General features: G+C 71.4%; 21 protein-coding genes and 1 other RNA gene. 19 read left to right on the top strand and 3 right to left on the bottom strand.

All coding sequences use genetic code 11. The features are described from left to right. Positions 1-156 precede the first annotated feature (156 nt). The 4 genes from ACIA8N_RS05645 to ACIA8N_RS05630 all read left to right on the top strand — a co-directional run bounded on the left by ACIA8N_RS05645 (position 157) and on the right by ACIA8N_RS05630 (position 5,538). Positions 157-1,887, top strand: coding sequence for a serine/threonine-protein kinase (locus ACIA8N_RS05645; RefSeq protein WP_365777712.1), 1,731 nt, complete (start codon positions 157-159; stop codon positions 1,885-1,887). A 118-nt stretch (positions 1,888-2,005) separates the two neighbouring features. After that, positions 2,006-3,247 (top strand): serine/threonine-protein kinase, encoded by a 1,242-nt coding sequence (locus ACIA8N_RS05640; RefSeq protein WP_365777714.1) that lies wholly within the window; start codon positions 2,006-2,008, stop codon positions 3,245-3,247. 62 nt (positions 3,248-3,309) lie between these two features. Continuing rightward, on the top strand, positions 3,310-4,413 hold the full coding sequence (gene prfB / locus ACIA8N_RS05635) for a peptide chain release factor 2 (RefSeq protein WP_030556082.1): 1,104 nt from the start codon (positions 3,310-3,312) through the stop codon (positions 4,411-4,413). Between the two features lie 366 nt (positions 4,414-4,779). Beyond that, a complete protein-coding gene (locus tag ACIA8N_RS05630) occupies positions 4,780-5,538 on the top strand; it encodes an LPXTG cell wall anchor domain-containing protein (protein WP_365777716.1) in 759 nt (252 codons plus the stop codon). 196 nt (positions 5,539-5,734) lie between these two features. Here the strand turns inward: ACIA8N_RS05630 and ACIA8N_RS05625 are convergent, their stop codons facing one another. Next, entirely contained in the window at positions 5,735-5,917 is a 183-nt protein-coding gene (locus ACIA8N_RS05625; protein ID WP_365777718.1) for a hypothetical protein, read from the bottom strand. Positions 5,918-6,152: 235 nt separating this feature from the next. On the opposite strand from ACIA8N_RS05625, the gene ftsE reads away from it, so the two are divergent. The 6 genes from ftsE (at position 6,153) to ACIA8N_RS05595 (ending at position 11,383) form a co-directional block, all read left to right on the top strand. After that, complete coding sequence (ftsE, locus tag ACIA8N_RS05620) at positions 6,153-6,842, top strand: cell division ATP-binding protein FtsE (protein ID WP_030223113.1); 690 nt, start codon at positions 6,153-6,155, stop codon at positions 6,840-6,842. 23 nt (positions 6,843-6,865) lie between these two features. Then, positions 6,866-7,783 (top strand): permease-like cell division protein FtsX, encoded by a 918-nt coding sequence (gene ftsX, locus ACIA8N_RS05615; RefSeq protein ID WP_365777720.1) that lies wholly within the window; start codon positions 6,866-6,868, stop codon positions 7,781-7,783. Positions 7,784-7,860: 77 nt separating this feature from the next. Next, positions 7,861-9,048, top strand: a complete 1,188-nt coding sequence (locus tag ACIA8N_RS05610) for a S41 family peptidase (RefSeq protein ID WP_365777722.1) — start codon at positions 7,861-7,863, stop codon at positions 9,046-9,048. 18 nt (positions 9,049-9,066) lie between these two features. Next, a complete protein-coding gene (gene smpB / locus ACIA8N_RS05605) occupies positions 9,067-9,606 on the top strand; it encodes an SsrA-binding protein SmpB (RefSeq protein WP_051874975.1) in 540 nt (179 codons plus the stop codon). A gap of 114 nt (positions 9,607-9,720) precedes the next feature. Next, positions 9,721-10,114, top strand: a transfer-messenger RNA (tmRNA) gene (gene ssrA / locus ACIA8N_RS05600). Between the two features lie 192 nt (positions 10,115-10,306). Further along, positions 10,307-11,383, top strand: a complete 1,077-nt coding sequence (locus ACIA8N_RS05595; RefSeq protein ID WP_365777725.1) for a hypothetical protein — start codon at positions 10,307-10,309, stop codon at positions 11,381-11,383. A gap of 4 nt (positions 11,384-11,387) precedes the next feature. On the opposite strand, the gene ACIA8N_RS05590 is transcribed toward ACIA8N_RS05595, so the two are convergent. Next, positions 11,388-12,674 (bottom strand): MFS transporter, encoded by a 1,287-nt coding sequence (locus ACIA8N_RS05590; protein ID WP_365777727.1) that lies wholly within the window; start codon positions 12,672-12,674, stop codon positions 11,388-11,390. Between the two features lie 83 nt (positions 12,675-12,757). Between ACIA8N_RS05590 and ACIA8N_RS05585 the strand changes: the two genes are divergently transcribed. The 7 genes from ACIA8N_RS05585 (at position 12,758) to ACIA8N_RS05555 (ending at position 22,100) form a co-directional block, all read left to right on the top strand. Continuing rightward, complete coding sequence (locus tag ACIA8N_RS05585; protein ID WP_365777729.1) at positions 12,758-13,738, top strand: LysR family transcriptional regulator; 981 nt, start codon at positions 12,758-12,760, stop codon at positions 13,736-13,738. Between the two features lie 322 nt (positions 13,739-14,060). After that, positions 14,061-15,419, top strand: a complete 1,359-nt coding sequence (locus ACIA8N_RS05580) for a nitrate/nitrite transporter (protein ID WP_365777731.1) — start codon at positions 14,061-14,063, stop codon at positions 15,417-15,419. 84 nt (positions 15,420-15,503) lie between these two features. Beyond that, positions 15,504-16,640 carry a uroporphyrinogen-III synthase gene (locus ACIA8N_RS05575; RefSeq protein ID WP_365777733.1) on the top strand — a complete coding sequence of 379 codons (1,137 nt, stop codon included), beginning with the start codon at positions 15,504-15,506 and terminating at the stop codon, positions 16,638-16,640. 58 nt (positions 16,641-16,698) lie between these two features. Beyond that, entirely contained in the window at positions 16,699-17,253 is a 555-nt protein-coding gene (locus ACIA8N_RS05570) for a GNAT family protein (protein ID WP_365777735.1), read from the top strand. A 63-nt stretch (positions 17,254-17,316) separates the two neighbouring features. Continuing rightward, a complete protein-coding gene (locus ACIA8N_RS05565) occupies positions 17,317-19,662 on the top strand; it encodes a UvrD-helicase domain-containing protein (protein ID WP_365777737.1) in 2,346 nt (781 codons plus the stop codon). Positions 19,663-20,065: 403 nt separating this feature from the next. Further along, positions 20,066-21,496 (top strand): NAD-dependent malic enzyme, encoded by a 1,431-nt coding sequence (locus ACIA8N_RS05560; RefSeq protein WP_365777739.1) that lies wholly within the window; start codon positions 20,066-20,068, stop codon positions 21,494-21,496. Positions 21,497-21,818: 322 nt separating this feature from the next. Continuing rightward, the gene (locus ACIA8N_RS05555; RefSeq protein ID WP_015033921.1) at positions 21,819-22,100 is read left to right on the top strand and encodes an HU family DNA-binding protein; all 282 of its coding nucleotides are present in this window, start codon (positions 21,819-21,821) and stop codon (positions 22,098-22,100) included. Between the two features lie 197 nt (positions 22,101-22,297). Here ACIA8N_RS05555 and murA read toward each other — a convergent pair whose 3' ends face one another. Beyond that, complete coding sequence (murA, locus tag ACIA8N_RS05550; RefSeq protein ID WP_030223152.1) at positions 22,298-23,644, bottom strand: UDP-N-acetylglucosamine 1-carboxyvinyltransferase; 1,347 nt, start codon at positions 23,642-23,644, stop codon at positions 22,298-22,300. 291 nt (positions 23,645-23,935) lie between these two features. On the opposite strand from murA, the gene ACIA8N_RS05545 reads away from it, so the two are divergent. Together ACIA8N_RS05545 and ACIA8N_RS05540 are read left to right on the top strand one after the other, a co-directional pair. Then, a complete protein-coding gene (locus ACIA8N_RS05545; RefSeq protein WP_365777742.1) occupies positions 23,936-24,496 on the top strand; it encodes a YqgE/AlgH family protein in 561 nt (186 codons plus the stop codon). Positions 24,497-24,526: 30 nt separating this feature from the next. After that, complete coding sequence (locus ACIA8N_RS05540) at positions 24,527-24,823, top strand: DUF3039 domain-containing protein (protein WP_030223158.1); 297 nt, start codon at positions 24,527-24,529, stop codon at positions 24,821-24,823. The last annotated feature ends 198 nt before the right edge of the window (positions 24,824-25,021 follow it).

The following is a 25,021-nucleotide window of genomic DNA, read 5'->3' as shown; positions in this document are numbered from 1 at the left end:
ACAGAACCGGCATCGGAACCGGCCTGTGGACGACCGGTCTGTACCCCGATCGGCGGCACTAAAGTGGGTCGGACACCCGGACGGGTCACAACAGAGGACAGGGGCCCCGGGAATCCCGGACCACCCCAGGACCACGATCAGCAGGGAGCGCGTGACGTGCGGCCTATCGGCAGCAAGTACCTGCTCGAGGAGCCGCTCGGCCGCGGCGCCACGGGCACCGTCTGGCGAGCCCGCCAGCGGGAGACGGCGGGCGCCGAGGCGGCCGTCGCCGGGCAGCCCGGCGAGACCGTGGCGATCAAGGTCCTCAAGGAGGAGCTGGCCAACGACGCGGACATCGTGATGCGCTTCCTGCGCGAGCGGTCCGTGCTGCTCAGGCTCACCCACCCGAACATCGTGCGGACCCGCGACCTGGTGGTCGAGGGCGATGTCCTCGCGCTCGTCATGGATCTCGTCGAGGGTCCCGATCTGCACCGGTACATCAGGGAGAGCGGCCCGCTCACCCCGGTCGCCGCCGCCCTCCTGACCGCCCAGATCGCCGACGCGCTCGCCGCGAGCCACGCCGACGGCGTCGTCCACCGCGACCTGAAGCCGGCCAACGTGCTGCTCGCCGAGCAGGGCGGCCAGATGCACCCGATGCTCACCGACTTCGGCATCGCGCGCCTCGCGGACTCGCCCGGCCTGACCCGCACCCACGAGTTCGTCGGCACGCCCGCGTACGTGGCTCCGGAATCCGCCGAGGGGCGCCCGCAGACCTCCGCCGTCGACATCTACGGCGCCGGCATCCTGCTCTACGAGCTGGTCACCGGACGCCCGCCGTTCGCGGGCGGCACCGCCCTGGAGGTCCTGCACCGGCACCTCAGCGAGGAGCCGCGCCGCCCGTCGACCGTGCCGGGACCCCTGTGGACCGTCATAGAGCGCTGCCTCAGCAAGGACCCGGACCGGCGGCCGAGCGCCGTGAACCTCGCCCGCGGCCTTCGAGCGGTCGCCGCCGGCATCGGCGTGCACGCCACCCCCGCCCAGATCGAGGCGGCGGACGGCGTCGGCGCGCTCCTCGCCCCTGACCCGGCGCCCGCCCCGGTCCCCGAGACCCCGGGAGCCGCGGACCCGACCCAGGTGCTGCCCAGCGGCGCCGGGACGCCGCCGCGGTACGACCCCGCGGGCGCGACCAGCGTCATGCCGACCAGCGGCCCCTCGGGCGCCGCCGACCCGACGGCCGTCATGCCGCCCGTACCGCCGCAGCCGCCGCAGGGCGCACAGGGCTCACAGTCGGAGGAGCCGCACCCCTGGCAGAACCAGCTCCGCGCGGCCCGCGACCGCAACGAGCAGACGCAGGTGCAGTACCTGGACCCCAGCGAGGACCCGCTGCGCCGCCGCCCGCAGCGGCAGCCCCAGCAGCCCCAGCAGCCCCCGCAGGGCCGACAGCAGGGTGCCCCGGGCGCGTACGGGCAGCAGCAGCCGCCGCAGCCGTACCAGCAGCAGCGCCCGGCCCCGCAGCGCCCGGCCCCCCAGCCGTATCCGCCGCAGCACCAGCAGCCCCAGCAGTACGCGCCGCCGCCCGCCCCGCAGCAGTACGCCCCGCCCCAGCAGCAGTACCAGCCGCCGCAGCCGCCGCCCCAGGCCCCGGCGCCGCGCCCGCCGCGTCAGCGCAGCGCCAACCCGGTGCGGATCCCCGGCCTCGGCTGCCTCAAGGGCTGCCTCGTCATGATCATCCTGTTCGTGGTCGCGGGCTGGCTCGTCTGGGAGCTGACCCCGCTCCAGGACTGGATCGCCGAGGGCAAGAGCTACTGGGAGGCCATCGGCGACGGCATCTCGACGGTGACCGACTGGATCTCCACGATCGGCGAGGCCACCGACACCGGTGGTACTACCGGCGGTACAGGGCAGTAATACCGAGTAATACTGCCGATTTATCGACTTCCGAGGGGTGATTTCCGCTCGGAAGTGACGTCCGGCGGCTGCGGACGCGTAACTTTGCACGCGAACCGCAGCCGCTGAGGGAGCAGTCTTGGCACGGAACATCGGCAGCCGCTACACCACCCACCAGATCCTGGGACGGGGCAGTGCCGGAACGGTGTGGCTCGGCGAGGGGCCCGAGGGTCCCGTCGCCGTCAAACTGCTGCGCGAGGACCTGGCCTCCGACCAGGAACTCGTCGGCCGCTTCGTCCAGGAGCGCACCGCCCTGCTCGGCCTCGACCACCCCCGGGTCGTCAAGGTCCGCGACCTCGTCGTCGACGGCAACGACCTGGCCCTCGTCATGGACCTCGTCCGCGGCACCGACCTGCGCACCCGCCTGGACCGGGAGCGGCGGCTCGCCCCCGAGGCCGCCGTCGCGATCATCGCCGACGTCGCCGACGCCCTGGCCGCCGCGCACGCCGCCGGAGTCGTCCACCGGGACGTCAAGCCCGAGAACATCCTGCTCGACATGGAGGGCCCGCTCGGCCCCGGTGGCGCCCACCCGGCCCTGCTCACCGACTTCGGTGTCGCCAAGCTGATCGACACCCCCGGCCGTACCAAGGCCACCCGGATCATCGGCACCCCCGACTACCTCGCCCCCGAGATCGTCGAGGGCCTCCCGCCGCGCGCCGCCGTCGACATCTACGCCCTCGCGACGGTCCTGTACGAGCTGCTCGCCGGCTTCACGCCGTTCGGCGGCGGCCACCCCGGCGCCGTCCTGCGCCGCCACGTCACCGAGACCGTCGTCCCCCTCCCCGGCATCCCCGAGGAGCTGTGGCAGCTGCTCGTGCAGTGCCTGGCGAAGGCCCCGGCCTCCCGACTCCGCGCCTCCGAGCTGGCCGCCCGCCTCAAGGACGTCCTGCCGCTGCTCAAGGGCATCCCGCCGCTCGACGTGGACGAGCTGGACTCGGACCAGGGCTCGGCTGCGGACCCGGAGCCGGAGGCGTACGCCACCGGTACGGGCACGGGGGAGCCGGCACCGCGCCGGGCCGCCGTCCCGCTCGTCCCGGGTGCCTCGCCCGACTCCAACCGCGACACCCACACCTCCATGCGGGTCCCGGCCCCCGACGAGCTCTCCGGCGGCCCGCTCGGCACCGCGAGAGCCCCGAGACCCGCGGGCGCACGCCGCCCCGGCTCGGCCCGCCACAAGGCGGGCGCGGTCCGCAAGCGCCGGATCACCCTCACCGTCGCGGCGGTCGTCGTCGCGGGGGCGCTCGGCGCCGGCGGCTACCTCGCGGCCTCGGGTGACGCGGACGCCCCGCCGCAGGACTCGAAGCAGTCCTCGCTGCCGTAACGGCCGGAGGGCCGTCGTGGCCAAAGGTTCGGCTCCTTGCCCGGAGCCGTTACGCTGGACGCGTGGCAGTCGTCGATGTATCCGAAGAGCTGAAGTCCCTCTCCTCGACCATGGGGTCGATCGAGGCCGTCCTGGACCTCGAGAAGCTGAGGGCCGACATCGCCGTGCTCGAAGAGCAGGCCGCGGCCCCGTCCCTGTGGGACGACCCGGAGGCGGCGCAGAAGATCACGAGCAAGCTTTCGCACCTCCAGGCCGAGGTCCGCAAGACCGAGACCCTGCGCGGCCGCATCGACGACCTCGCGGTGCTCTTCGAGCTCGCCGAGGAGATGGACGACCCGGACACCCTCGCCGAGGCCGAGACGGAGCTCGTCTCCGTCCGCAAGGCCCTCGACGAGATGGAGGTCCGCACCCTCCTCTCCGGCGAGTACGACGAGCGCGAGGCGCTGGTCAACATCCGCGCGGAGGCGGGCGGCGTCGACGCCTCCGACTTCGCCGAGCGGCTCCAGCGCATGTACCTGCGCTGGGCGGAGCGCCACGGCTACTCCACCGAGATCTACGAGACCTCGTACGCGGAGGAGGCCGGCATCAAGTCGACCACCTTCGTGGTGAAGGCGCCGTACGCCTACGGCACGCTCTCCGTCGAGCAGGGCACCCACCGCCTGGTCCGCATCTCGCCCTTCGACAACCAGGGCCGCCGCCAGACCTCCTTCGCCGGTGTCGAGATCCTGCCGGTCGTCGAGTCCTCCGACCACGTCGAGATCGACGAGGGCGAGCTGCGCATCGACGTCTACCGCGCGTCGGGCCCCGGCGGCCAGGGCGTCAACACGACCGACTCGGCCGTGCGCATCACGCACCTGCCGACCGGCATCGTCGTCTCCTGCCAGAACGAGCGCTCCCAGATCCAGAACAAGGCGAGCGCCATGAACGTCCTCCAGGCCAAGCTCCTTGAGCGTCAGCGCCAGGAGGAGCGGGCCAGGATGGACGCCCTGAAGGACAGCGGCAGCTCCTGGGGCAACCAGATGCGCTCGTACGTCCTGCACCCGTACCAGATGGTCAAGGACCTCCGTACGGAGTTCGAGGTCGGCAACCCGCAGGCCGTTCTCGACGGTGAGATCGACGGTTTCCTGGAGGCCGGCATCCGCTGGCGCAAGCAGCAGGACAAGTAGCCTCCGCACAGCGAGCGTTCGGGCCCCGCACCTTCCGGTGCGGGGCCCGTCGTCGTCCGGCGGATTCGCTGACGCAAGCGGAAACACGGTGTGCGGGGCGCTTTGTCGACAAGGGAACTGGTGCCGGGGGGCCCGGAGTTCTGGGTTTACGTCACAGTTGCATCCCCGCATGTGGGGCACTCCGTGATCTTTCGGGCATCGCACGCGCAACGACCTTGACGCTGCATCGGAAACTCGGAAGGGTGGCGTACTGGCATGCGCATTTCCGGGGCGTGTGTGAACGGGGGCCGGTCCGCAGTGAGCCGCTTCTGTCGCTGCCCCGAGCGCTGCCCCATGACGAGATGAGCTACTGGGGGTAGCAGCCAGATGACCAAGCAGATGCGAGTCCGTATCGCGCGCATCGCCGCCGGTGCGGTGATCGCCGCCGGCGCGTCGCTCACCGCGGCGGGTGCGGCGCAGGCCGTGGGCGCCTTCGGCGAGCCGACCGCGGATCCCACGTGCATTCCGGGGAGCCCCGGATGTGAGATCACGCCTCCGCCGGTGACGACCCCGCCGGTGGAGACGACCCCGCCGGTCGAGACGACTCCGCCGGTGGAGACGACCCCGCCGGTCGAGACCACGCCGCCGGTGGAGACGACCCCGCCGGTCGAGACGACCCCGCCGGTGGAGACCACGCCTCCGGTCGAGACGACCCCGCCGGTCGAGACGACCCCGCCGGTGGAGACCACGCCGCCCGGCGGTGGCGAGACCACCACCCCGGGCGGTGGCGAGACCACCAACCCCGGCAACGGGAACGGGAATGGCAACGGGAACGGAAACGGCAACCCCGGTTCCACCGACTCCCCCGTGACCCCGGACGAGGGCGGCAACGACTCCGGCGACCCGGGCACCTGCACCGTCGACCTCGACGGCGCCGAGTGCGTGGACGGCGGCAACAGCAACACCGACACCAACAACGCCGGCTCGCAGCCCGTGCAGCAGGGTCAGGCGAAGGAGGAGCTCGCCGAGACCGGTGCGGCCGAGACCTCGTTCCTGGTCATCGGTGCCGCGACGATGATCGCCGGTGGCATCGGCTTCCGCATGCTGCCGCGTCTCGTCGCCGGTGGCGGTCGCGCGGCCGTCTGACGGACCCGCGTGAGCGCGTGAGCGCGTACGTGCGTGAATAAGGGGAAGGGCCGGGGAGAGTGATCTCCCCGGCCCTTCCTCGTACGTCCGGCTCGTGTGGCGTCCGCGTGACACCCGGAGACGCCGGGGCGATCCGAAAGGGCGGCTCCAGGGGGTGTCTTGCCGATCATGCCAGGCTTGCGGCGTCTGGTGCCCCCTAGGCCGTGCGGACCACCGCGAGCAACGCGATCATGGCCAGCAGGGCGACCGCCAGCGTCAGCAGCATCGCGGGCGACGGACCCTGTGGGGTCAGGCGCTCCCGGTTCGCGCGGCAGACGGGGCAGCGGCCCTCGGCGACCGGGGCCGCGCAGTTGGCGCACACCAGTCGGTCATAGGTCATGCGCTCTCCTCCTCCCGCACTGGGGGCTACACCTGGACAACGTCCGGAGGGATCCGGGCGTTCCCCCTACCACTGTGCCAGCTCCCCGGCGTTTCGGCGCGCCCCATCGGATCGTCCCGCCCCCGTGCGCGGGGGCGAAAAGGATAAACGTCGCAAGCCAGGACCGCGACTGCGCGGGCCTTCCCCGTTCGCGTAAGGTCACGCACACCTACTCCCGGCCGACCGTGGTGCATCCGTGATCCGATTCGACAACGTCTCCAAGTCCTATCCGAAGCAGAACCGCCCCGCGCTCCGGGATGTCTCCCTGGAGATCGAGAAGGGGGAGTTCGTCTTCCTCGTCGGTTCCTCCGGCTCCGGAAAGTCGACTTTCCTGCGGCTGCTCCTTCGTGAGGAGCGCGCCAGTCAAGGCCAGGTGCACGTCCTCGGCAAGGACCTCGCCCGCCTGTCCAACTGGAAGGTGCCGCACATGCGGCGTCAACTCGGCACCGTCTTCCAGGACTTCCGCCTGCTGCCCAACAAGACCGTCGCCGAGAACGTGGCCTTCGCCCAGGAGGTCATCGGCAAGCCGCGCGGCGAGATCCGCAAGGCCGTGCCGCAGGTGCTCGACCTGGTCGGGCTCGGCGGCAAGGAGGACCGGATGCCCGGCGAGCTCTCCGGTGGTGAGCAGCAGCGCGTCGCCATCGCCCGCGCCTTCGTGAACCGCCCGATGCTGCTGATCGCCGACGAGCCCACCGGCAACCTCGACCCGCAGACCTCGGTCGGCATCATGAAGCTGCTCGACCGCATCAACAGGACAGGGACCACCGTCGTCATGGCGACCCACGACCAGAACATCGTCGACCAGATGCGCAAGCGCGTCATAGAGCTCGAGAAGGGTCGCCTCGTCCGCGACCAGGCGCGCGGCGTCTACGGATACCAGCACTGAGCAGGTAGGGGACAGAACACACCATGCGCGCTCAGTTCGTGCTCTCGGAGATCGGCATCGGTCTCCGGCGCAACCTCACGATGACCTTCGCCGTCGTCATCTCCGTGGCCCTCTCGCTCGCCCTCTTCGGCGGTGCCCTGCTCATGCGCGAGCAGGTCAGCACGATGAAGGACTTCTGGTACGACAAGGTCAACGTCTCCCTCTTCCTCTGCAACAGGGCCGACGCGGCCGACGGGGTCAAGTGCCCCAAGGGCGCGGTCACGGCAGAGCAGAAGGAGCAGATCAAGGCCGATCTGCGGAAGATGGACATCGTCGAGACCGTCTACTACGAGTCGACCGACGAGGCGTTCAAGCGGTACAAGGAGGAGTACGGCGAGACCGCCATCGCCTCCGTCATCACGCCGGACCAGATGCAGGAGTCGTTCCGGGTCAAGCTCAAGGACCCGGAGAAGTACAAGGTGATCGCCACGGCGTTCGCCGGCCGCGACGGGATCGAGTCCGTCCAGGACCAGCGGGACACCCTGGAGGACCTGTTCGACCTCATGAACGGCATGAACATCGCCGCTCTGTGCGTCATGGGCCTGATGCTCGTCATCGCGTTGATGCTGATCGTCAACACGGTCCGCGTATCCGCGTTCAGCCGCCGGAGAGAGACAGGCATCATGCGGCTCGTCGGCGCGTCGAGCTTCTACATCCAGATGCCGTTCATCATGGAGGCCGCCTTCGCCGGGCTCCTGGGCGGGGCCGTCGCCTGTGTGCTGCTGCTCGTCGGCCGGTACTTCCTGATCGACAACGGCATCGCGCTCGCGGAGAAGATGCAGCTCGTCAACTTCATCGGCTGGGACGCCGTCCTCGCCAAGCTGCCGCTCGTGATCGCCATCGGTCTCCTCATGCCCGCGGTGGCCGCTTTCATCGCGCTGCGCAAGTACCTGAAGGTGTGAGAGACACCTCTGTCGGTGGATGGCGTCGTACGGTCAAAGCCCGTGCGGCGCCATCGCCTTGTCTTAGAGTGGGCGCCATGCCGGCCGGCACCGACCACCTCTGTATCCGGCCCCGCGGAGTAGTCCGTGGGGCCGTTCTGACGTTGGTCTTCGCCGGAGTCCTCGCCACCGCCGCCGCCACCGGCTCGCTGCCCCGGCAGGAGTCCGCCGACGGGCCCGCGGGGGCGTCCACGCGCGCGGGGCAGCGGTCCCCGGCCGGCGCACCCGTCGACAGCGCCGCTCTCAACCGCGCCGCTGCCGCTGCCATGGCCGACGGGAAGTCGGGCAAGCAGGCGGCGGAGGAGTTCGTCAGCCGCAGCGGCGACCGCTGGGGCGCGGTGTACGACAAGAAGGAGTACGCCGAGTTCGAGCAGTCCCTCGACGGGGCCTACACCGGCGTCGGGCTCTCCGCGGGCCGGGCCGGCGGGGACCGCGTCCGGGTGACCCGCGTGCAGCCGGGCGGCCCCGCCGAGCGGGCCGGGCTCAGGGCCGGCGACCGGCTCGTCTCGGTCGACGGACGACCGGTCGACGGCCTCGCGGTCTCCCAGGTCGTCGCCCTGCTGCGCGGCGACGGCGTACCGGGCTCCGCCGTCTCCCTCCGGGTCGAGCGCGGGCGCGCCGCCTGGACGCGGACCCTGCACCGGGCCCGGCTGGCCACGGATCCGGTCACCGTCCGCCGCCTGGACGACGGAACCCTGCTCATCCGGGTCGCCGCCTTCACCAAGGGCGCCGGTACGCGCGTGCGTGACGCGGTACGGGCCGCCCCGGACGGCGCCGGAGTCCTCCTGGACCTGCGGGGCAACGCGGGCGGCCTGGTCGCGGAGGCCGCCGTGGCCGCCTCCGCCTTCCTCGACGGCGGTCTGGTCGCCACGTACGACGTGGAGGGCGAGCAGCGGGCCGTGTACGCGGAAGGGGGCGGCGACACCGGCCGGCCCCTGGTGGCGCTGATCGACGGGGGCACGATGAGCGCGGCCGAGCTGCTCACCGGCGCCCTCCAGGACCGGGGCCGGGCGGTCACGGTGGGTTCGCGCACCTTCGGCAAGGGCGCGGTCCAGATGCCGAGCACCCTGCCGGACGGTTCGGTCGCCGAGCTGACCGTCGGCCACTACCGCACCCCGGCCGGACACGCGGTGGACGGCCGCGGCATCACTCCGGACCTGACGGCGGGGGAACGGGCCGAGGAACGGGCGAAGACGGTATTGAGTGGCCTCGGAGGGGGCTCGTAGTGCGAAAATGACCGCACTATGGCAAAGGGACTCGTGAACGTGCAGGGCAAGCCTGCGAAGAAGACGACGGACAAGGCGCCTGAGCGCAAGCTCATCGCGCAGAACAAGAAGGCGCGCCACGACTACCACATCGTCGACACCTACGAGTGCGGTGTGGTCCTCATGGGCACCGAGGTGAAGTCGCTGCGGATGGGCCGGGCCTCGCTGGTCGACGGCTTCGTGCAGATCGACAACCACGAGGCGTGGCTGCACAACATCCATGTGCCCGAGTACATGCAGGGCAGCTGGACCAATCACTCGGCGAAGCGGAAGCGGAAGCTGCTGCTGCACCGGGAGGAGATCGACAAGCTGGAGTCGAAGTCCCAGGAGACGGGTCACACGATCGTGCCCCTCGCGCTGTACTTCCTGAACGGCCGGGTCAAGGTCGAGATCGCGCTCGCCAAGGGCAAGAAGGAGTTCGACAAGCGGCAGACCCTCCGCGAGAAGCAGGACACCCGCGAGACCAACCGGGCCATCGCGGCGGCCAAGCGCAGGCAGCGGGCGGCCAAGATCGCCTAGGGCCCGTCCTGGCGGCGCGGGCCGCGGCCAATACGCTGGCACCAGTGCCCGTCGGTCACGTACGATGGGCCGTGCACGCCTCGCAAGGGGGGGTGCACGTTGATAAAAAAACATGGGGATGATCGGTTTCGACAGCGGATACCGATGCAGAGGAAGCGTGCCGAGGAAGCGGCAATGATCTCGTAAACCATATGTCGCAACCAATAATCGCCAACTCCAAGAGCGATAACTCCCGCTTCGCCCTCGCTGCCTAATTTCTAGGTAACGACAAGAAGCCTCTGTGAGGAGCGTCAGCCCGGGGATGGTCCCGACCCGGATCCTGGCGTCATTTAGGGATCTAAACCTCTCACCCCGGTCACGGGGGTAAGAGGGAAATCAAACAGTGACTGAGCCCGTCGGAGACTTGTCCGCGTGATCTCCGGGGCCGAGAAACTCGTAGCGGACTGCGCACGGAGAAGCTCTGTTTCCGTACCGTTGGACGCGGGTTCGATTCCCGCCATCTCCACCGAGAGTCCGAAGGGCATGGCCCGCTCGGACACCTCACCCCATGTGGGCCGAGGCCCGGCAGTCGTCACGACGACCGCCGGGCCTTTGTCATGCCTGGCCTCCGCGCACCTCCGCACGCCCTCTTGTCGGCTTGGTCTGGACCTGCCACTCTGCCGTGGCCGCCCCCCACGCAACGGCACTCCCGGAGGTACGTATGCGCCACAGACCTCTCTCGGTCCTGCTCATGCTCTTCGCCCTCCTCGTCCCCGTCGCCACCCCGGCGTCCGCCGCCGCACCCGTGCAGGTCTACGGGGCGTGGCACTGCGGAGACGACTACTGCACCTGGGGCACGGTCCGCGACGTCGCCGAGTTCGACGCCAAGAACCACTGGCTGATCGACCGCGGTGACGGACGCCCCTCCGTCAACCTCGTGGTGCTCAGCTTCGTCGAGCCGCTGAAACTGCTGCGCCGTACCACCGACGCCACCACCGCCGACGGCGTCCCCGTCGGGATGAACCGCGAGATCGTCGAGTACTTCACCTCGCGCGGAATCCGCGTGATGCTGTCCATCGGCGGGATCACGTACACCGACGAATGGGACGCGGCCCTCGCGGAGAACGCCACCCAGCTGGGTCTGCGCGCCGCCGCCGTCGCCACGGACCTCGGCGTCGGCATCGAGATCGACTACGAGCAGAACACCGCCCCGAACCTCACCGGGCTCCAGGCCTTCATCGACGCCTACCGCTCCGTGCACCCCTACGACGCCTCCGGTACGCGGCCGGCCGCCCGGCTCACCATCGACACCGCCGCCGGCGACCGCTGGCTCATCGACATCAACCGCAAGGCCACTGCCGACTGGCTGCGCACCGACAAGCCCGTCCTCGACTACGCCAACGCGATGGTGACGGCCCGGCCCACCTCAGCGAGCTCGCACATCGCGAACTGGCAGGAGCACATCGACGGCAAGTCGCAGTTCGCGCCGCCGGTCGCCCCGCTCGCGCCCGCGAAGTTCACGGCCGGGCTCTACCTCGCGTACGGGCGCAGCCCGTTGCCCGAGTGCACCGACTTCGCGAACTCGCTGCAGAAGGCGACGGGGGACTGGGTGCGGAACGCGGCCCCGAACGGGGCGGGGACCACGTCCGGCCTGCTCGGCTACATGTTCTGGGCCGCGGAGAAGCCGTCCACCCGGGGCCTCGGGACGCAGGAGCCCGACGGCTGCGCGGGCGGAGCCGGGGCCGGTGCCACCGCGTACGGGGTGCAGGTGCCGATGCCGCCGCTGCGACAGAGCTGATCCGTCAGGCCGGAGCGCGGCGGCCGACCCCGGTCGCCGCGCAGAGCGTCAGGGCCAGGGTCGCCGCGGCGGCCGGGGCGAGGAAGCCGAAGGCGGGGAAGGGGGCGTGGTCGGCGGCCCAGCCGCCGGTGGCCGAGCCCGCCGCGATGCCGCCGAGGAGTGCGGTCACGGCGAGCGTCATGCCCTCGTTGAGCTGCGACGGGGGCGTCAGGCGCTGGACCAGGGCCATGCCCGTCACCAGCGTCGGAGCCGTCGCCATGCCCGCCACCAGGAGTCCGCCGGCGAGGGCGAGCAGCGAGCCGGTCGAGGCGGCGAGCAGCGGCAGCGTCATGAGGACGGCCATCGCGGCCAGGCAGGTGCGGAGCCGGGCGGTGCGCCGGGCCCGGCCGTAGAGGAGGCCCGCCGCGCAGGAGCCCGCGGCCTGGAGGGCGAGGACGGGTCCCGCGACGGGGCCATCCACGTACGCGAGGGTCACCACCTCCATCGAGCCGAAGACCGCTCCGGTGGCGAGGAAGACCGCCATGAGGGCGCCCATGCCGGGGACCCGCAGCGGGGAGCCGGCGGTGGTGCGCGGTGCGATCGGCGGTTCGGTGGAGCGCTGGGCGGCGAAGACCAGGACCCCGCCGAGGAAGAGGACGGCGGCCGTGAGCGTGCCCGCCTCGGGGAAGAGGGCCGAGCAGAGGACCGCGGCGACGACGGGGCCGAGCATGAAGCAGAGCTCGTCGGCGGCCTGCTCGAAGGAGTTGGCGGTGTGCAGGGCGTCCTGGTCGCCCTTCAGGAGGTGCGCCCAGCGGGCCCGGGACATGCCGCCCGTGTTCGGGGCGGTGGCGGTGAGGGCCGTCGTGGCGAACAGGGCCCAGAGGGGTGCCCGCTGGTGCACGCAGAGCAGCAGGACCAGATGGCCGAGGACGGCGTAGGCGGTGGCGGGGACCGCGATCCGCGCCTGGCCGTACCGGTCGACGAGCCGGGCGATCCAGGGGGCCGTGAGGGCCCCTGCGGCCATGCCGGTGGCGGTGACCGCGCCCGCCAGCGCGTAGGAGTCGTACGCCGCCGCGATCATGATCACGGCGCTGACGCCGAACATGCCCATGGGCAGCCGGGCGATCAGGTTGCCCGCGGTGAACGCGCGCGTGCCGGGGAGGGTGAAGAGGCGCAGGTACGGGTTGCGCGGGGCGGCTTTCGGCCGGTCGTGGTCGTGATGGGGGAAGGGGGAGAGGGGGGCAGGCCGGTTGCGGTAGCGGGGGGCGACGGCCGGGCCGGCGGGGGTCAGGGTGAGGTCCGGTGGCGGCATGGCTCAAGGTTCGGGGGAGCGGGCCCGAGGGGTCCAACACCTGTTCGGTGACCATTCACGCGCCTGTGTTGTTGAATGGGCCGGTGGTCGCCCCCTCCTCCTCCCCCTCGTCCCCGTACGACGCCGATCCCCGGCTGCTGCGCGCCTTCACCGCCGTCGCCGAGGAACTCCACTTCACCCGCGCCGCAGCCCGCCTCTACGTCGCCCAGCAGGCCCTCAGCCGCGACATCCGGCGCCTGGAGCGCGAACTGGGCGCCGAGCTCTTCGTACGGACCACCCGGCAGGTGTCCCTCAGCCCGGACGGCGAGCGCCTCCTCCCGTACGCGCGGCGGGTGCTCGCCGCCCACGACGAGCTGACCGAGGCGTTCCGCGCCGCGCCCCGGCCCCTCCTCGTCGACCTCAACACCGCCGGCCTCGCACAGGAGCGCGTCCTGCGCCGGGCCCGTGAACTCGCTCCCGAACAGGAGCTGATGGCCCGCTACGAGAGCGGGCTCACCGGAGCCGTGCGGCACATCCTCGCCGGACGGCTCGACACCTCCTTCGGCCGGTACGGAGGGCTCGACGCCGGGCTGCGGGCGCGGCTCGGCTCCCAGTTCGTGCGGTACGAGCGGATGGCCGTGATACTCCCCGAGGACCACCCGCTCGCCGGTCTGCCCGAGGTGCCGCTCGCCGGTCTCGCGGGGGAGCGGATCTACGCGGGCGCGGGCAACGAACGCACGCTGGAGTGGACGGACCTCGCCGCCCGGCTCTTCGCCGGACGCGGCATCGAGGTGGCCCCGCCCGCGCCGCTGGCGATCGGCCACGAGGAGTTCCGCCGCATCATGGCCAAGCACCGCAACCCGGTCCTCGCCGTCGTCGACTTCCCGCCCATGCCGGGCTGCGTCCTGCGGCCGCTCGTCGACCCCGTACCCCTGTCACCGGTGAGCCTGGTGTGGCGCAAGGGCCTGCGCCATCCGGGCCTCGACGCCCTGCGGGCGGCCGCCGCCGAGCTGGGGGCGGAGGAGGGGTGGCTGGAACGCCCCGCCGGCTCCTGGCTGCCGCAGGACGAGCCGGGACTGGCCTGAAGGGCACTTGACGGGTGCCTACAAGGACCGGCGAGTGAGCCGAAGGGGCGCGGCCGGGGGGAACAGGGCCGAGCGCGCGGAGCCTCCCGAGGAACGAGGGAGGCGAGCACGGTCGGCCCTGTGAGCCCGGCTTGAGCGCCCCGGAGGCGAACCGAGCCCAAAAAAGGGGGGAGCGCTCACAGTGGGGGTGTGCGCCGGGTGAGAGCAAGGTTCCGTTCCCGTCACCTCGCGGCACCGGCCTGAAACGAGGCCTCCCTAGCGTCTGTGGCAGGTGGACCGGGGCTGTGGACGCCCCAGGACCCGACACCCGCGGAGGTACGACATGGGCGGCGGCCGGTGGATCGAACAGTGGGAGCCGGAGGACGAGACCTTCTGGCGCGAGAAGGGGGAGCGGATCGCCCGGAGGAATCTGCTCTTCTCCGTGCTCTCCGAGCACATCGGCTTCTCGATCTGGAGCCTGTGGTCGGTGATGGTGCTCTTCATGGGGCCCCAGTACGGCGTCGACCCGGCCGGGAAGTTCTTCCTGATCGCGACCGCGACCTTCGTCGGCGCGCTGATCCGGATCCCGTACACCTTCGCCGTCGCGCGCTTCGGCGGCCGTAACTGGACGGTCTTCAGCGCCCTGATGCTCCTGCTGCCGACCGGCCTCGCCTTCGCGGTCATGGAGCCCGGCACTTCCTATACGACCTTCGTGGTGGTGGCCGCGCTCACCGGTGTCGGCGGCGGCAACTTCGCCTCCTCGATGACCAACATCAACGCCTTCTTCCCGCTGCGGAAGAAGGGCTGGGCGCTCGGCCTGAACGCGGGCGGCGGCAACATCGGCGTCCCCGTGGTCCAGCTCATCGGCCTCCTGGTCATCGGTACCGCCGGAGCCATGCACCCGAGGATCGTGCTCGGCGTCTACCTTCCCCTGATCGTGGTCGCAGCCGTGTGCTCCCTGCTCTTCATGGACAACCTCGCCCCCGTCAAGAACGACACCGGGGCCGCGAAGGAGGCCGTGCGGGACCGCCACACCTGGATCATGGCCTTCCTGTACATCGGCTGCTTCGGCTCGTTCATCGGCTACAGCTTCGCCTTCGGCCTCGTGCTCCAGACGCAGTTCGGACGCACGCCGCTCCAGGCCGCCTCCCTCACCTTCATCGGTCCGCTGCTCGGCTCGCTGATCCGGCCCATCGGCGGTTCCCTCGCCGACCGGCACGGCGGCGCCCGCATCACCCTGTGGACCTTCGTCGCGATGGCCGCCGCGACGGGCGTGGTGATCTACGCCTCCGTCGTCGAGTCGCTCGCCGTCTTCCTCGTCGGCTTCATCGCCCTCTTCGCCCTCAGCGGCCTCGGCAACGGCTCGACGTTCAAGATGATCCCGGCGATCTTCCTGGCCCAGGGGCACCGCAAGGGGCTCGCGGGAGACGCCGCGGAGGCCTACGGCCGGCGCCTCTCCGGGGCCGCCATGGGCCTCATCGGAGCGGTCGGCGCGCTCGGCGGACTCGGCATCAACCTCGCCTTCCGCCAGTCCTTCCAGACCGCGGGCACGGGCACGGCGGCCTTCGTCGCCTTCCTCGCCTTCTACGGGGCCTGCATCGTCGTCACCTGGGCGGTATACCTTCGGCGCCCCGTCGCCGTCCCCGCGACCGCCGAGGCCGTCACCTCGTCGGAGCCCCGGCCCGGCTACGCGAAGGTGTGATCCCCGGTGCCCGGCGCGGACCGTAACGACCAGGAAATACGGGCGAACCGAGTCTGTCACGCGTCCCCGTCAGGCTCTGGCCCCATGGACGAGCAAGAACACGGCCCCCTCGCCGGCTTCACCGTCGGCGTCACCGCGGCGCGGCGCGCGGACGAACTCATCGCGCTGCTGCGCCGGCGTGGCGCGGCCGTCGTCCACGGCCCCGCCCTGCGGATCGTGCCCCTGGCGGACGACACCGAACTCCTCGCCGCCACCAAGGAACTCATCGGCCACGCCCCGGACGTCGTCGTCGCCACCACGGCGATCGGCTTCCGGGGCTGGGTCGAGGCGGCCGACGGGTGGGGGTACGGCGAGGAGCTCCTCGCCGTCCTGCGGGACGTCGAACTCCTCGCCCGCGGGCCCAAGGTCAAGGGAGCCGTACGGGCCGCCGGACTCACCGAGTCCTGGTCGCCCAGCTCGGAGTCCATGGCCGAGGTCCTCGACCGGCTCCTCGCCGAGGGCGTCGACGGCCGCCGGATCGCGCTCCAGCTGCACGGGGAGCCGCTGCCCGGCTTCGTGGAGGCGCTCACCGCCGGCGGCGCCCAGGTCGTCGGCGTCCCCGTCTACCGCTGGATGCCGCCGGAGGACGTCGGGCCCCTCGACCGGCTCCTCGACGCGGTCGTCTGCCGCGCCCTGGACGCCGTCACCTTCACCAGTGCCCCGGCCGCGGCCTCGCTGTTCTCACGGGCCGAGGAGAGGGGCGTACGGGCCGACCTCGTGGCCGCGCTGCGGCACGACGTGCTCGCGGTGTGCGTGGGGCCCGTGACGGCCCTGCCGCTCCAGGCGGAGGGCATCGACACGTACCAGCCGGAACGCTTCCGGCTCGGCCCGCTCGTCCAGGTGCTCTGCAAGGAGCTGCCCGCCCGCACCCAGGTCCTGCCGGTGGCCGGCCACCGGGTGGAGGTCCGGGGCCACGCCGTCCTCGTCGACGGCGTCCTGCGGCCCGTCCCGCCCGCGGGGATGGCCCTCCTCGGGCTCCTCGCCCGCCGCCCCGGCTGGGTGGTGTCCCGGGCCGACCTGCTGCGGGCGCTGCCGGGCGCGGGCCGGGACGAACACGCGGTGGAGACGGCGATGGCCCGCCTCCGGGCGGCCCTCGGCACCCCGAAGCTGATCCAGACGGTGGTGAAGCGGGGGTACCGGCTGGCGCTCGACCCGTCGGCGGACGAGAAGTACGACGGGTGACGGAACGCGGGAGTACGACGGCTGACGGCGCGTGGAAGCGCGCCGGTACCGTACGCGGATGACCAGTGAAGGACTCCGCATCCGCCCCGCCGTGCCGGAGGACGCGCACGCGCTCGCCGTCGCCCTGCTGAGGAACCGGGCTCACATGAAGCCGTGGGAGCCCTACCGGCCCGAGCGGTACTACACCGCGGAGGCGCAGGCCGAGCGGCTCGCCGACGGCGGGGTGCGGTGGTTCGCCGTCGAGGGGGACGCCGTCGTGGGGGCCGTCATCCTCTCCGGGATCGTCCTCGGGCCCTTCCGCAGCGCCTCCCTCGGCTACTGGGTCGACCGGGACCACACCGGCCGCGGTCTCGCCACCGCGCTCACCGCGGAGGCCTGCCGGGGCGCCCGCGAGGAACTGGGCTTGCACCGCCTTGAGGCGGGCACCGTCCTGGACCACCACGTGTCCCAACGGGTCCTGGAGAAGAGCGGGTTCAGCCGCATCGGGACCGCCCCCCGCTACCTCCACATCGACGGCGAATGGCGCGACCACCACCTCTTCCAGCGCCTCCTGCACGACGACCCGCCGCCCGGCGTTCCGACCGGTACTCCCTCGAACGGCGATCTCGCCTGACACGGCCCCTTCCGGTGGCGTACGCTCGACGGCTGCCCAGTGCACGTCAGAAGGGGGCCTTAGGTGGCCGCGCAGGAAGCCGTGGACACGGTCAGAGACCGTGAGATCGGTGTCGAGCAGGAACATCTGGATCACGTCTACCGCCGGCTGGAGGAGAAGATCCACGAGGCGGAGTTCCTGATGAACGACGCCGCCCAGCGGGGCCAGGTCGGCACGCCCGGCGCCCTCGCCGAGCGCGACGCCCAGGTCTTCCGTGCCGGCATCCACCTCAACCGGCTCAACAACGAGTTCGAGGACTTCCTCTTCGGCCGGATCGATCTCCTTTACGGAAAGGACGGGAAGAAGGGGCCCGACGGCGCCTACACCTCGATCGAGCCCGCCGAGGACGCCGTACGCCCCGACAACACGGCCGACATCGGAGAGACCCTCCACATCGGCCGGATCGGAGTCCTCGACTCCGACTACGCGCCGCTGGTCATCGACTGGCGCGCGCCCGCCGCCGCGCCCTTCTACCGGTCGACCCCGGTCGACCCCGGCCGGGTCGTGCGCCGTCGCGTCATCCGCTCCAAGGGCCGCCAGGTCCTCGGCGTCGAGGACGACCTGATGCGCCCGGAGCTGCGGGCCACCCTCGACGGGCGCGAGCTGCCGGTGATCGGCGACGGCGCCCTGATGGCCGCCCTCGGCCAGGCCCGCAGCCACACCATGCGGGACATCGTCTCCTCCATCCAGGCGGAGCAGGACATGGTCATCCGCGCGCCCGCCGCCTCCGTGACGTACGTGGAGGGCGGCCCCGGCACCGGCAAGACGGCCGTGGCCCTGCACCGGGCCGCGTACCTGCTCTACCAGGACCGGCGGCGGTACGCGGGCGGCATCCTGATCGTCTCGCCGACCCCGCTCCTCGTCTCGTACACCGAGGGCGTGCTGCCCTCGCTCGGCGAGGAGGGCCAGGTCGCCATCCGGGCCGTCGGCAACCTCGTCGACGGCGTCGAGGCCACCGCGTACGACGATCCGGCCGTCGCCCGGATCAAGGGCTCCTCCCGGATGCTCCACGTGCTGCGCAAGGCGGCCCGTGGCGCCCTGGAGACCCCGGCGCCCAGGAACAGCCAGCCCGAGCTGGGAGACGACGACGAGGCCCCCGTGCCCGCGGGCACGCCCACGCGCCTGCGTGTCGTCGCCTTCGGGCGCCGCCTGGAGCTGGAGGCGGACGAGCTGCGGCGCATCCGCCACAACGTCCTCGGCGGCACCGCGCCCGTCAACCTGCTCAGGCCGCGTGCCCGCCGGCTGCTCCTCGACGCGCTGTACTCGAAGTCGGGCGCCGTCGGACGGCACAGCGACCCGGAGCTCGCCGCCGAGCTGCGCTCCTCCTTCGACGAGGACGTCTCCACCGAGGACTCCTTCCTCGGCTTCCTCGACGCCTGGTGGCCCGAGCTCACCCCGCGCCGGGTCCTCGACGCGATGGCCGACGAGCGGCGGCTCGGCCGCTGGGCCCGCCGCATCCTCAACCCGGGCGAGGTGCGGCGGCTCGCCCGCTCCCTGCGGCGCAAGGAGCTGTCGGTCCACGACGTGGCCCTCCTCGACGAGCTGAACACCCTCGTCGGGGCCCCGGCGCGGCCGAGGAAGCGGCGGGAGTACGACCCGCTGGACCAGCTCACGGGCCTGGAAGAGCTCATGCCCGTACGGGAGGAGACCCAGCGCGAGCGGGCCGAGCGGCTCGCCGCCGAGCGCACCGAGTACGCGCACGTGATCGTCGACGAGGCCCAGGACCTGACGCCCATGCAGTGGCGGATGGTCGGGCGGCGCGGCCGGCACGCCACCTGGACGGTGGTGGGCGACCCCGCGCAGTCCTCCTGGTCCGATCCGGACGAGGCCGCCGAGGCCCGTGACGAGGCCCTCGGCTCCCGGCCGCGGCGCCGCTTCGAGCTCACCGTGAACTACCGGAACCCGGCGGAGATCGCCGAGCTCGCCGCCAAGGTGCTCGCCCTCGCCATGCCGGGCAAGGAGTCGCCGCGCGCGGTCCGCTCGACGGGCGTCGAGCCCCGCTTCGTGGCCGTACCCGAGAAGGCCGCCGACACCGGCCTGGCCGAAACCGTACGGTCCGAGGCGCGGCTGCTCCTGGAGCGGGTGGAGGGGACGGTCGGTGTCGTCGTCGCCATGAACCGGCGGACGGAGGCGGCCCGCTGGCTCGCCGACCTGGGCGACCGGGTGGTGGCGCTCGGCTCTTTGGAGGCGAAGGGCCTGGAGTACGACGCCACGGTGGTCGTCTCGCCCGCGGAGATCGCGGACGAGTCCCCGGCCGGTCTGCGGGTGCTCTACGTGGCCCTGACCCGGGCGACGCAGCAGCTCACGGTGGTCTCGGCGGCCGGCGACCTGCCGGACGGGGCGGGGGTGCCCGACCTGCTGCGGGACTGAGCCGGCACGAGGCGCCCGAAGGCTGATTTCCGGTCAACCTGTGGCGCTGGAATCACCAAGCAGGGTGGTTTGTTAGCCTTGTCGTGGCACCGGCTCGATCCAAGCCCCCGGGCCCAACCTTCGTCCCTCTGAGGGACCACTTGCCGCGAGGCGAGCATGGCGGGTCGGTGCCACTCAGACGTTCTGTTGTGTGTAGCTACGAAGTCGAGGCTCCTGTCACCCCTGGTGGCGGGGGCCTCTTCTGTTTCCCGGGCCCTTCTCGTATGGTGGAAACTACTTTCCGAAAACAAAATGACCGCATTACCTGCTACCGGCAGGTAGGTGCGACCATCGGAGGGCGCCGCCGGGCAACCAGCCGGGGCGGCGTAGCAACGAAGCTCAGGGAAAGCAGAGGAACTCGGCCATGGCAACGGCGCCCAGCGTCTCGTATTCGATGACGGTCCGGCTGGAGGTTCCCGCGAGCGGAACCGCGGTCTCCCAGCTCACCACGGCGGTGGAGTCCCACGGCGGATCCGTCACCGGCCTCGACGTGACCGCCTCCGGCCACGAGAAGCTCCGCATCGACGTCACCATCGCCGCGACCTCCACCGCGCACGCCGACGAGATCGTCGAGCAGCTGCGCACCATCGAGGGCGTCACCCTCGGCAAGGTCTCCGACCGTACGTTCCTGATGCACCTCGGCGGCAAGATCGAGATGGCGTCCAAGCACCCCATCCGCAACCGTGACGACCTCTCGATGATCTACACCCCGGGCGTCGCCCGCGTGTGCATGGCCATCGCGGAGAACCCCGAGGACGCGCGCCGCCTCACCATCAAGCGCAACTCCGTCGCGGTCGTCACCGACGGCTCCGCCGTCCTCGGCCTCGGCAACATCGGCCCGATGGCCGCCCTGCCCGTCATGGAGGGCAAGGCCGCCCTCTTCAAGCGCTTCGCCGGCATCGACGCCTGGCCGATCTGCCTCGACACCCAGGACACCGACGAGATCGTCGCGATCGTCAAGGCCATCGCTCCCGGCTTCGCGGGCATCAACCTGGAGGACATCTCCGCGCCGCGCTGCTTCGAGATCGAGGCCCGGCTGCGCGAGGCCCTCGACATCCCGGTCTTCCACGACGACCAGCACGGCACCGCGATCGTCGTCCTCGCCGCCCTCACCAACGCGCTGCGCGTGGTGAACAAGGGCATCGGCGACGTGCGCGTCGTCATGTCCGGGGCCGGCGCGGCCGGTACGGCCATCCTCAAGCTCCTGATCGCGGCGGGCGTCAAGCACGCCGTCGTCGCCGACATCAAGGGTGTCGTCCACGCGGGCCGCGAGGACCTCGTGGAGGCCCCGGCCGACTCGCCGCTGCGCTGGATCGCCGACAACACCAACCCGGAGGGCGTCACCGGCACCCTCAAGGAGGCCGTCGTCGGCGCGGACGTCTTCATCGGCGTCTCGGCCCCGAACCTCCTCGGCGCGCAGGACGTCGCCGCCATGGCGGAGGACGCCATCGTCTTCGCGCTCGCGAACCCCGACCCTGAGGTCGACCCGGCCGCCGCCCGGCAGACCGCCGCGGTCGTCGCCACCGGCCGTTCCGACTTCCCGAACCAGATCAACAACGTGCTGGTCTTCCCGGGTGTCTTCCGCGGTCTGCTCGACGCCCAGTCCCGTACGGTCAACACCGAGATGATGCTCGCCGCGGCGACCGCACTCGCCGACGTGGTCACCGACGACGAGCTGAACGCGAACTACATCATCCCGTCGGTCTTCAACGACAAGGTCGCCGGCGCGGTCGCCGGAGCGGTGCGCAACGCGGCGAAGGCGGCGGGCGCGGGCTCGGCGGCGACCGGGCGCTGACGGCGCGTCGCGATTCGCGGAGCCGTAAACCCGCCTTTAGGGTGGCTTTTCGGCTCCGCGTGGTTTTCGTGGAGTCGACAGGAGTCGACAGAACGTCACCACCACGGGGCTCCGGCGCTTTTCGTGTGACCCGAGGGGGTGCCGGATTGGCGTTCCCGCCGCTGGTGGGGGCAGGATGCGTGTTTGGGCGCGAGGGTCTGTCATTAGACCCGGGTCCGGGGACTGTCCGAAGGCCCTGGCAGCATCGGCTTCGCTGTACCCAATCACGCGGCTTCCGCCGCGTGGCACGCCTCACAGGCAAGAAGAACACGGGAGTAACAACATGAACCGCAGTGAGCTGGTGGCCGCCCTGGCCGACCGCGCCGAGGTGACCCGCAAGGACGCCGACGCCGTGCTGGCCGCTCTCGCCGAGACCGTCGGTGAGGTCGTCGCCAAGGGCGACGAGAAGGTCACCATCCCCGGCTTCCTGACCTTCGAGCGCACCCACCGTGCCGCTCGCACCGCTCGTAACCCGCAGACCGGCGACCCGATCGACATCCCGGCCGGCTACAGCGTGAAGGTCTCCGCGGGCTCGAAGCTCAAGGAAGCCGCCAAGGGCAAGTAGTGACACATGCCGAGGCGATCAGGGCAGCCGGAGCACGTAAGGCGGCCCGCCAAGGCACGTAAGGCAGCCTAGAGGCGCAGAAAGGGCGGCCACCCTGTCAGGGGGTGGCCGCCCTTTCGTATGGGCCTGTACGGGCCCCTGTGGGCCCGTGACGCCTTACGGACAGCGTTACGGGCCCACGGGGAGCCCGTGACGCCTCACACCAGCGCGCTGCCCGGCAGCTCGACCTTGGCGCCGAGCTCGATGAGCTTCTCCATGAAGTTCTCGTAGCCGCGGTTGATCAGCTCGATGCCGTGCACCCGGGAGGTGCCCTGGGCCGCGAGCGCCGCGATCAGGTACGAGAAGCCGCCGCGCAGGTCGGGGATGACCAGATCGGCGCCCTGGAGCCGGGTCGGGCCCGACACGACCGCGGAGTGCAGGAAGTTGCGCTGGCCGAAGCGGCAGTCCGAGCCGCCCAGGCACTCGCGGTACAGCTGGATGTGCGCACCCATCTGGTTGAGCGCGGAGGTGAAACCGAGCCGCGACTCGTACACCGTCTCGTGCACGATCGACAGGCCGGAGGCCTGCGTCAGGGCCACGACCAGGGGCTGCTGCCAGTCCGTCTGGAAGCCGGGGTGCACGTCCGTCTCCAGGTGGATCGCGTTGAGCGAGCCGCCCGGGTGCCAGAAGCGGATGCCCTCGTCGTCGATCTCGAAGGCGCCACCCACCTTCCGGTACGTGTTGAGGAAGGTCATCATCGAGCGCTGCTGGGCGCCGCGCACGTAGATGTTGCCCTCGGTGGCGAGCGCCGCCGACGCCCAGGAGGCCGCCTCCAGGCGGTCCGGGAGCGCCCGGTGGGTGTAGCCGTCGAGACGGTCGACACCGGTGATCCGGATGGTCCGGTCGGTGTCCATGGAGATGATCGCGCCCATTTTCTGCAGGACGCAGATCAGGTCCTCGATCTCGGGCTCCACGGCGGCGTTCGACAGCTCGGTGACGCCCTCGGCGAGCACGGCCGTGAGCAGCACCTGCTCGGTCGAGCCGACCGAGGGGTACGGCAGCCGGATCTTGCAACCGCGAAGGCGCTGCGGGGCCTCCAGGTACTGCCCGTCGTCCCGCTTCTCGATGGTGGCGCCGAACTGGCGCAGCACGTCGAAGTGGAAGTCGATGGGCCGGCCGCCGATGTCGCAGCCGCCGAGGCCCGGGATGAAGGCGTGGCCGAGGCGGTGCAGCAGCGGGCCGCAGAAGAGGATCGGGATGCGCGACGAGCCGGCGTGGGCGTCGATGTCGGCGACGTTCGCGGACTCGACGTGCGTCGGGTCGAGGACGAGTTCGCCGGGCTCCTCGCCCGGACGGACCGTCACCCCGTGCAGCTGGAGCAGTCCGCGCACCACGCGGACGTCACGGATGTCGGGCACATTGCGCAGGCGGCTCGGGCCGCTGCCGAGCAGGGCGGCGACCATCGCCTTGGGCACGAGGTTCTTCGCGCCGCGAACGCGGATCTCGCCCTCCAGCGGGGTGCCGCCATGGACGAGCAGTACATCGTGACTGTCTGTGCCGGTCATGAATCTCGCGTTCCGGAGTGGGGTCGGTCGGGTGGCCAGTGAAAAGGGTAAGGGGCCATGAGACCTCTCTTGAATGCCTCACGGGGCCTGTCAGATGTAATGAATTCGGCACAACACCCTCTGTTCCCGTGATCTTGCGGAGCGTCACCGTCCGCTTCCTTCGGCGATGGGCCGCCAGGGGCCCCGCCCCCTCCCGTCTGAACTGCGGCTCCGGACCGCGACGGGCCCCGCCTTCCCCGTATCCCGCCCGACAACCCCCGCGAACGCCGAAGATGCGAGATCATGTGTCGCATGACCGAGGTGTCCTCGCTCACAGGACGGCTGCTCGTCGCCACCCCCGCGCTCGCGGACCCGAATTTCGACCGCGCGGTGGTGCTCCTCCTCGACCACGACGACGAGGGCTCGCTCGGCGTGGTCCTCAACCGGCCGACCCCGGTCACCGTCGGCGACATCCTCGCGCCTTGGGCCGAACTCGCCGGCGAACCCGGCGTCGTTTTCCAGGGCGGCCCCGTCTCGCTCGACGCGGCCCTCGGCATCGCCGTCATCCCCGGCGACGAGGGCCCGCTCGGCTGGCGCCGGGTGTACGGGGCGATCGGCCTGGTCGACCTGGAGGCCCCGCCCGAGCTGCTCGGCCCGGCCCTCGGCTCGCTGCGGATCTTCGCCGGGTACGCGGGCTGGGGCCCCGGCCAGCTGGAGACCGAGCTCGGCGACGGCGCCTGGTACGTGGTCGAATCGGAGCCGGGCGACGTGTCCTCGCCGAGGCCCGAGGCCCTCTGGCGGCAGGTCCTCAGGCGGCAGCGCGGCGACCTCGCGATGATCGCGACCTACCCCGACGACCCGTCCCTCAACTGAGGCCTCAGGCTTTCAGTACCCTTGGCGGTTATGAGCACTCTCGAGCCCGAGCGCGGGGCAGGTACGGGGACCCTCGTCGAGCCGACGCCGCAGGTGTCCCACGGTGACGGCGACCACGAGCGCTACGCCCATTACGTCCAGAAGGACAAGATCATGGCGAGCGCCCTGGACGGCACGCCCGTCGTGGCGCTGTGCGGAAAGGTCTGGGTGCCGGGGCGCGACCCCAAGAAGTACCCGGTCTGTCCGATGTGCAAGGAGATCTACGAATCCATGGGCGCCGGCGGTGGCGACAAGGACAAGGGCGGTAAGGGCGGCAAGGACAAGTAGTCCGGTGATCCGGCCCTGACGTCGGGGACGGCCCCCGTCGTACGTACTTCGGTGCGTGCGGCGGGGGCCGTTCCGCGTTCCGGGGCACTGAGGTGCGCGCGGCCGTTGCGGAGGGTGCTTCCGGCGGTCACGGAGTGGTTGAGGTGGTCGAGACCTCTTGTCCGGCCGCCGGAAGCCCGCCTAACCTCACGCGTGTTG

Source organism: Streptomyces sp. NPDC051822 (assembly GCF_044452745.1).
Lineage (GTDB): Bacteria > Actinomycetota > Actinomycetes > Streptomycetales > Streptomycetaceae > Streptomyces.
Note: the sequence above shows the minus strand (reverse complement) of the source record. Positions and strands in the feature narration are given on the sequence as shown.

What these genes read in the sequence shown, in the direction of transcription:
- ACIA8N_RS05575 (WP_365777733.1), top strand. Translation starts at nt 15,504, where the DNA reads ATGGACGAGCAAGAACACGGCCCCCTCGCCGGCTTCACCGTCGGCGTC.
- ACIA8N_RS05545 (WP_365777742.1), top strand. Translation starts at nt 23,936, where the DNA reads ATGACCGAGGTGTCCTCGCTCACAGGACGGCTGCTCGTCGCCACCCCC.
- smpB (WP_051874975.1), top strand. Translation starts at nt 9,067, where the DNA reads ATGGCAAAGGGACTCGTGAACGTGCAGGGCAAGCCTGCGAAGAAGACG.
- ACIA8N_RS05570 (WP_365777735.1), top strand. Translation starts at nt 16,699, where the DNA reads ATGACCAGTGAAGGACTCCGCATCCGCCCCGCCGTGCCGGAGGACGCG.
- ftsX (WP_365777720.1), top strand. Translation starts at nt 6,866, where the DNA reads ATGCGCGCTCAGTTCGTGCTCTCGGAGATCGGCATCGGTCTCCGGCGC.
- murA (WP_030223152.1), bottom strand. Translation starts at nt 23,644, where the DNA reads ATGACCGGCACAGACAGTCACGATGTACTGCTCGTCCATGGCGGCACC.
- ACIA8N_RS05625 (WP_365777718.1), bottom strand. Translation starts at nt 5,917, where the DNA reads ATGACCTATGACCGACTGGTGTGCGCCAACTGCGCGGCCCCGGTCGCC.
- ACIA8N_RS05540 (WP_030223158.1), top strand. Translation starts at nt 24,527, where the DNA reads ATGAGCACTCTCGAGCCCGAGCGCGGGGCAGGTACGGGGACCCTCGTC.
- ACIA8N_RS05580 (WP_365777731.1), top strand. Translation starts at nt 14,061, where the DNA reads ATGGGCGGCGGCCGGTGGATCGAACAGTGGGAGCCGGAGGACGAGACC.
- ACIA8N_RS05590 (WP_365777727.1), bottom strand. Translation starts at nt 12,674, where the DNA reads ATGCCGCCACCGGACCTCACCCTGACCCCCGCCGGCCCGGCCGTCGCC.
- ACIA8N_RS05560 (WP_365777739.1), top strand. Translation starts at nt 20,066, where the DNA reads ATGGCAACGGCGCCCAGCGTCTCGTATTCGATGACGGTCCGGCTGGAG.
- ACIA8N_RS05630 (WP_365777716.1), top strand. Translation starts at nt 4,780, where the DNA reads ATGACCAAGCAGATGCGAGTCCGTATCGCGCGCATCGCCGCCGGTGCG.
- ACIA8N_RS05610 (WP_365777722.1), top strand. Translation starts at nt 7,861, where the DNA reads ATGCCGGCCGGCACCGACCACCTCTGTATCCGGCCCCGCGGAGTAGTC.
- ACIA8N_RS05595 (WP_365777725.1), top strand. Translation starts at nt 10,307, where the DNA reads ATGCGCCACAGACCTCTCTCGGTCCTGCTCATGCTCTTCGCCCTCCTC.
- ACIA8N_RS05555 (WP_015033921.1), top strand. Translation starts at nt 21,819, where the DNA reads ATGAACCGCAGTGAGCTGGTGGCCGCCCTGGCCGACCGCGCCGAGGTG.